The 4906-nt window shown below is 71.0% G+C and carries 3 protein-coding genes; 1 reads left to right on the forward strand and 2 read right to left on the reverse strand.

Annotation, left to right across the window (positions count from 1 at the left end):
* Window positions 1-1183: glycoside hydrolase family 15 protein (locus RIF93_RS18650; RefSeq protein ID WP_309092953.1), on the reverse strand; the 1183-nt coding region annotated here is incomplete at its 3' end.
* A 170-nt stretch (window positions 1184-1353) separates the two neighbouring features.
* Between RIF93_RS18650 and pyk the strand changes: the two genes are divergently transcribed.
* Window positions 1354-2766, forward strand: coding sequence for a pyruvate kinase (gene pyk, locus RIF93_RS18655; RefSeq protein ID WP_309092954.1), 1413 nt, complete (start codon window positions 1354-1356; stop codon window positions 2764-2766).
* 2 nt (window positions 2767-2768) lie between these two features.
* Here pyk and RIF93_RS18660 read toward each other — a convergent pair.
* Window positions 2769-4906 (reverse strand): amylo-alpha-1,6-glucosidase (locus RIF93_RS18660; protein WP_309092955.1); only part of this gene is annotated, 2138 nt, incomplete at its 5' end.

Raw genomic sequence — 4906 nt, forward strand, 5'->3', positions numbered from 1 at the left:
AGAACGCCTGCACGGTCGAGAGCACGATTTGGCCGTAGACATCGTGCTGCAGGTGCTCGTGCGCCTGGTTGCCGATCCGGACCGGGCCGATGCCGCGGTAGCCCGGCAGGTGCGGGGCGATCCATTCGGTCAGCACCGGCTCGAGGCCGACGCCGTACACCGGCTGCACGTGGCCGGCCTTGGTTCGGTCCACCACCATGGAGGGGCCGAGCCCCGGAATCGAGGGCTGACCCGTCGCGCCATAGACCGGCTGCATCTCGCCGCGGCCGGCGAGGTCCACCAGATTGCGCAGGTAGACCAGGTAGTTCTCCAGCATGTCGGCCGCGCCCAGCCGGTTCAGCGCCTGAACCACATAGTAGGCGTCCCGGAGCCAGCAGTACCGGTAGTCCCAGTTGCGGCCCGCGCCGTTCTCGTCCGGGTGTTCGGGGATCGAGGTGGTCAGCGCCGCCACGATGGCGCCGGTCTCCTCGTACTGGCAGAGCTTGAGTGTGATGGCCGAGCGGATCACCGCCTCCTGCCACTCAAGCGGCACGGACAGCGTCCGCACCCAGCCGCGCCAGTAGTCCGTCGTCTCGCGCAGCATGCGGCCGGTGACGGTGTCGACATCGGCGTCCAGGCCCTCGTCGGGGCCCAAGAAGAAGCCTAGCGGCTTCTCCAGCCGGAACGTCCGCTCCTCCTGGATGTGGCTGACCGGGCAGTCGGTGGTCAGCCGAAGCGTCGTCTCCTGGCCCACGTAGCGGATGTGGTTCGAGCCGGCGGTCTGGTAGCAGGGGCGCTCGCCGTAGTTCATCATCGGCTTCAGCCGCACGCGGATGCGGGGCGCGCCCGCCAGCGGCCGCACCAGGCGCACGAAGGCCAGCGGCCGGTATTGCCGGCTGTAGTGCCGGTAGCGCGGGCTGAAATCCAGGATCTCGACGGCGGCGCCGTCGGCGTTGCGGATCTCGGTCCGCAGGATCGGCGTGTTGCGCAGGTAGGCCTGCTTCACCTCCACCGTGCCCTCGACGTCGATGGCCCAGAGCCCTTGGGCGTTCTCCTCCGCCGGATCCTTGCCGCCCAGCAGGGCGCAGAACATCGGGTCCCCGTCGACGCGGGGCGCACACGCCCAGACATAGCGGCCGGCCCGGTCGATCAGGGCGCTGGCCGCGCAATTGCCGATCGGGAACAGGTCCAGCGTCTGGGTCAAAGGCGACTACTCCGGGGTAAGTGCGGCAGGGGCGGCGGGGCGCGCCCGGTTTCCGCTCGACGAGAGCTTAACGTGATTGGATAAGTTTGGCGCCGGGACCTCGCGACTCGCTTCGTGAGTTCGTGGGTCTGCGCCCTCACATCCAGAGTCCTCAAGTTCAGGCGGAACCGATGATCCGAGCCCGACGTGCGCGCATTGTGGCGACCCTTGGCCCCGCGAGCCGTGAGCTCGACCAGGTGCGGGCGCTCGCCATGGCCGGCGCCGACGTCTTTCGGGTCAACTTCAGCCACGGCAGCCACGAGGACCACGCCCAGACGATCCGCCACGTGCGTGAGGCCGAGCAGGCGGTGGGCCGGCCGATCGCCGTGCTGGCCGACCTGCAGGGCCCCAAGCTGCGCCTGGGCCGGTTCCAGGACGACGCCGCGCCGCTGGAGGCCGGGCAGCGCTTCCGGCTCGACATGGACAAGGCGCTGGGCGACCGCACCCGCGTGGGCGTGCCCCATCCCGAGGTGTTCGCCGCCCTGCGCGAAGGCGCGCTGGTGCTGCTGGACGACGGCAAGGTCCGCCTGCGAGTGACGGCCCACGGTCCAGATTGGGCCGACACCGTTGTCGAGGCCGGCGAGCGGCTCTCGAACCACAAGGGCCTGAATCTGCCGGGCCTTGCCATCCCGATCCCCGCACTGACCGAGAAGGACCGCAAGGACCTGGCCTTTGCGCTGAGCCAGGGCGTCGATTGGGTCGCCTTGTCGTTTGTGCAGCGCGCCTCTGACATGGCCGAGCTGCGCAAGCTGGTCGACGGCCGGGCGGGCGTTCTGGCCAAGATTGAGAAGCCGGCGGCGTTGGACGCCCTGGACGAGATCCTCGATCTCTCGGAAGCGGTCATGGTGGCCCGCGGTGACTTGGGGGTCGAGCTGAACCCCGAGGATGTGCCCGTCGTCCAGAAGCAGCTGATCCGCGCCGCCCGCACCCGGGGCATTCCGGTGATCGTCGCGACCCAGATGCTGGAGAGCATGATCCACTCGCCGACGCCGACCCGCGCCGAGGCTTCGGACGTGGCCGGCGCGGTCTACGAGGGCGCGGACGCCGTCATGCTGTCGGCCGAAACCGCGGCGGGCGACTATCCCATGGAGGCGGTCGGTATCATGGACCGCATCATCACCCGCGTGGAGCAGGACCCCCGCTGGCCCGAGCTGATGCGGGCCGAGCACGATATCGGCGACGCCGACGCCCTGGTGGCCGCCGCCTTCCACGCCGCCGAGGCGTCGTCCGCCGCCTGCGTGGCCGCCTTCACGCTCACCGGCACCACGGCGCTGCGGCTCAGCCGTGAGCGGCCGGTGCAGCCGACGCTTGGCCTCACGCCGCGGCTGGCGACCGCGCGCAAGCTGGCGCTCGCCTGGGGTGTCGAGCCCCGCGTCGTGCCCGACATCCGCGATCCGGAGGACATCCCGAAGCTCGCCTGCCAGGAGGCGGTGGCCTCGGGCCTGGCAGGGCCGGCGCAGCGGGTGCTGATCCTCGCCGGCCTGCCCATGGGGTCGCCGGGCGCCGCCAATATCCTGCGTCTCGCCCATACGCCGCGGAGGTAGGCTCAAGCGTACCGGACCCGCAGGCGCGGCCCGCGGCTGTTGGAGTGGACGGCGATGCGGTTTCCCTGACGCTCGAAGGTCAGGTCGATGGTGTCCCCGTTGACGGTCAGGCGCTCGATGCTGAACCGGTCGATGCCGACGGGCAGGACGGGGTTGCAGATCTCGACCTCACCTGCGTCGCCGTGGATCTTCAGGCCGAGGCAGGCCTGGGCCATCATGAAGATCGAGCCCGCCGCCCAGGCCTGCGGCAGGCAGGCCACCGGATAGGCCACCGGCGGCTCGCCGGCCGCGCGAGGGAAGCCGCAGAACAGCTCGGGCAGGCGCATCTCGAACCTGACCGCCGCCTCGAACAGCGCCGTCGTCAGGCGGACCAGGCCGTCGCGCTCGCCGTAGCGAGAGAGGCCGTAGGCGGCCAGCGCCGTGTCGTGCGGCCAGACCGAGCCGTTGTGATAGCTCATCGGGTTGTAGCGGGCCTGGCCGTGGGCCAGCGTGCGCAGCCCCCAGCCGGTGAAGAACGCCCCCGACAGCAGCCGGTCGGCGACCTTCCGCGCCCGGGCAGGCGTCGGCAAGCCGGTGAACAGCAGGTGTCCAGGGTTTGAGGCCAGAACCCGGCAGAGACGGTTCTGCCCGTCGAGCGCGATGCCGTAGAAGCCGTGCTCCTCCATCCAGAAGTGCTCTTCGACGGTGGCGCGCACCGCCTCGGCCCGACGCGTCCAGCCAGCGGCGGCTTCCGGATCGCCGCGCCGGGCGCTGAGCATGGCCATGGCCCGGAAGGCCGCATAGGCGTAGCCCTGCACCTCGACCAGCGCGATCGGCCCCTCAGGGAACGAGCCGTCCGCGTGGAAGACGCTGTCGCCGGAGTCTTTCCAGCCCTGGTTCGTCAGCCCTGTGGCGGCCCCGGCGGCATAGGCGAGGAGCCCCAGCGGGTGCCGCTCCATCGAGCGGACGATCCAGTCCGCGGCGCGCTCCAGCGCTGGCCACCACTGCTGAACCTGCTCGACGTCGCCGGTGCGGTCGACGTAGGCGCCGGCGAGCGCCACGAACAGCGCGGTGGTGTCGACGCCGCCGTAGTAGCGGGCGAAGGGCACCTCGCCGAGGGCCGACATCTCGCCCCGCCGGGTCTCGTGCATGATCTTGCCGGGCTCGGAGTCCCGGAAGGCCGAGGTCTCCTGCGCCTGATAGGCGGCCAGGTAGGTCAGCACGCCGCGAGCCAGCTCCGGCTCGAACCACAGGATCTGCCAGGCGGTGATGATCCCATCGCGGCCGAAGCAGGTGGAGAACCACGGGATGCCCGCATACGGATAGGGTCCCGTCTGCATGGGCGTGGTCAGCAGCGCGATGTCGGCCCGGGACTTGTCGATCCAGGCGTTGAAGAGCCGCCCGTTGGTGTGCAGCCGCGCGCCGCGTCGGCGCCTGGCCCGCATGGCGAACCGGGCCCGGGCGGCAGCGGCCCGGAACCGCGGACAGTCCGGGGCCGGCGCATCGCCCGCGCCCACCTCGACATAGAGCTCCACCCGCTCATCCGGCTTCAGGTCGAACCGGTATTCGGCCCGATGTTCGGTCAGCCGCAGCGGCGCCTGCGAGAACGACACCACGCTGGCGCGCTCCACCCCGTCGAGCCCCTCGTAGCGGAAGGCGACGGACTGGCCGCGCACCTCGGGGGGAAATAGCCGGCCGCGCCGCCGCCGCCGGGCGCCGCGGACCTCGAACATGTCGCGGAAGTCGGCGTCGAACTGCAGGGTCAGCGGCAGGGCGACGGCTTCGGGGCTGTAGTTCACCAGGGTGATGCGCTCGTACAGCCGCTCCTCCCAGAGGAACCGCTTGCGCTCCAGGTGCAGCACGCCGGGCGGGCCGACCGGGCCTGCCGGCACGGGGATGGCCCGGTTCAGCCCATGCGAGGTGAAGAAGACGTTGTCCTCGCTGAGCGCCCCCGACAGCAGCGTCGGGGGCCGATCCCCCAGCAGCAGCCGCCAGCACGACAGAATGCGGGTGTCGTCATGGAACAGCCCGTCGGCGTCGCCCGAGATGTCGCCGTGACTGTCGGCCACCAGGAAGGTGTCGCGGTCCTTGAGTGCGAAGAGCCGCTGCGGGACACGCGGCTCCTCGATTTCGCCCCACTCGACGGGGGCCTCCGGCGCGG

The organism is Phenylobacterium sp. (assembly GCF_031181185.1).
Taxonomy (GTDB): domain Bacteria; phylum Pseudomonadota; class Alphaproteobacteria; order Caulobacterales; family Caulobacteraceae; genus Phenylobacterium.

Coding starts and splice junctions, on each gene's coding strand:
- pyk (WP_309092954.1), top strand. CDS start 1,354: ATGATCCGAGCCCGACGTGCGCGCATTGTGGCGACCCTTGGCCCCGCG.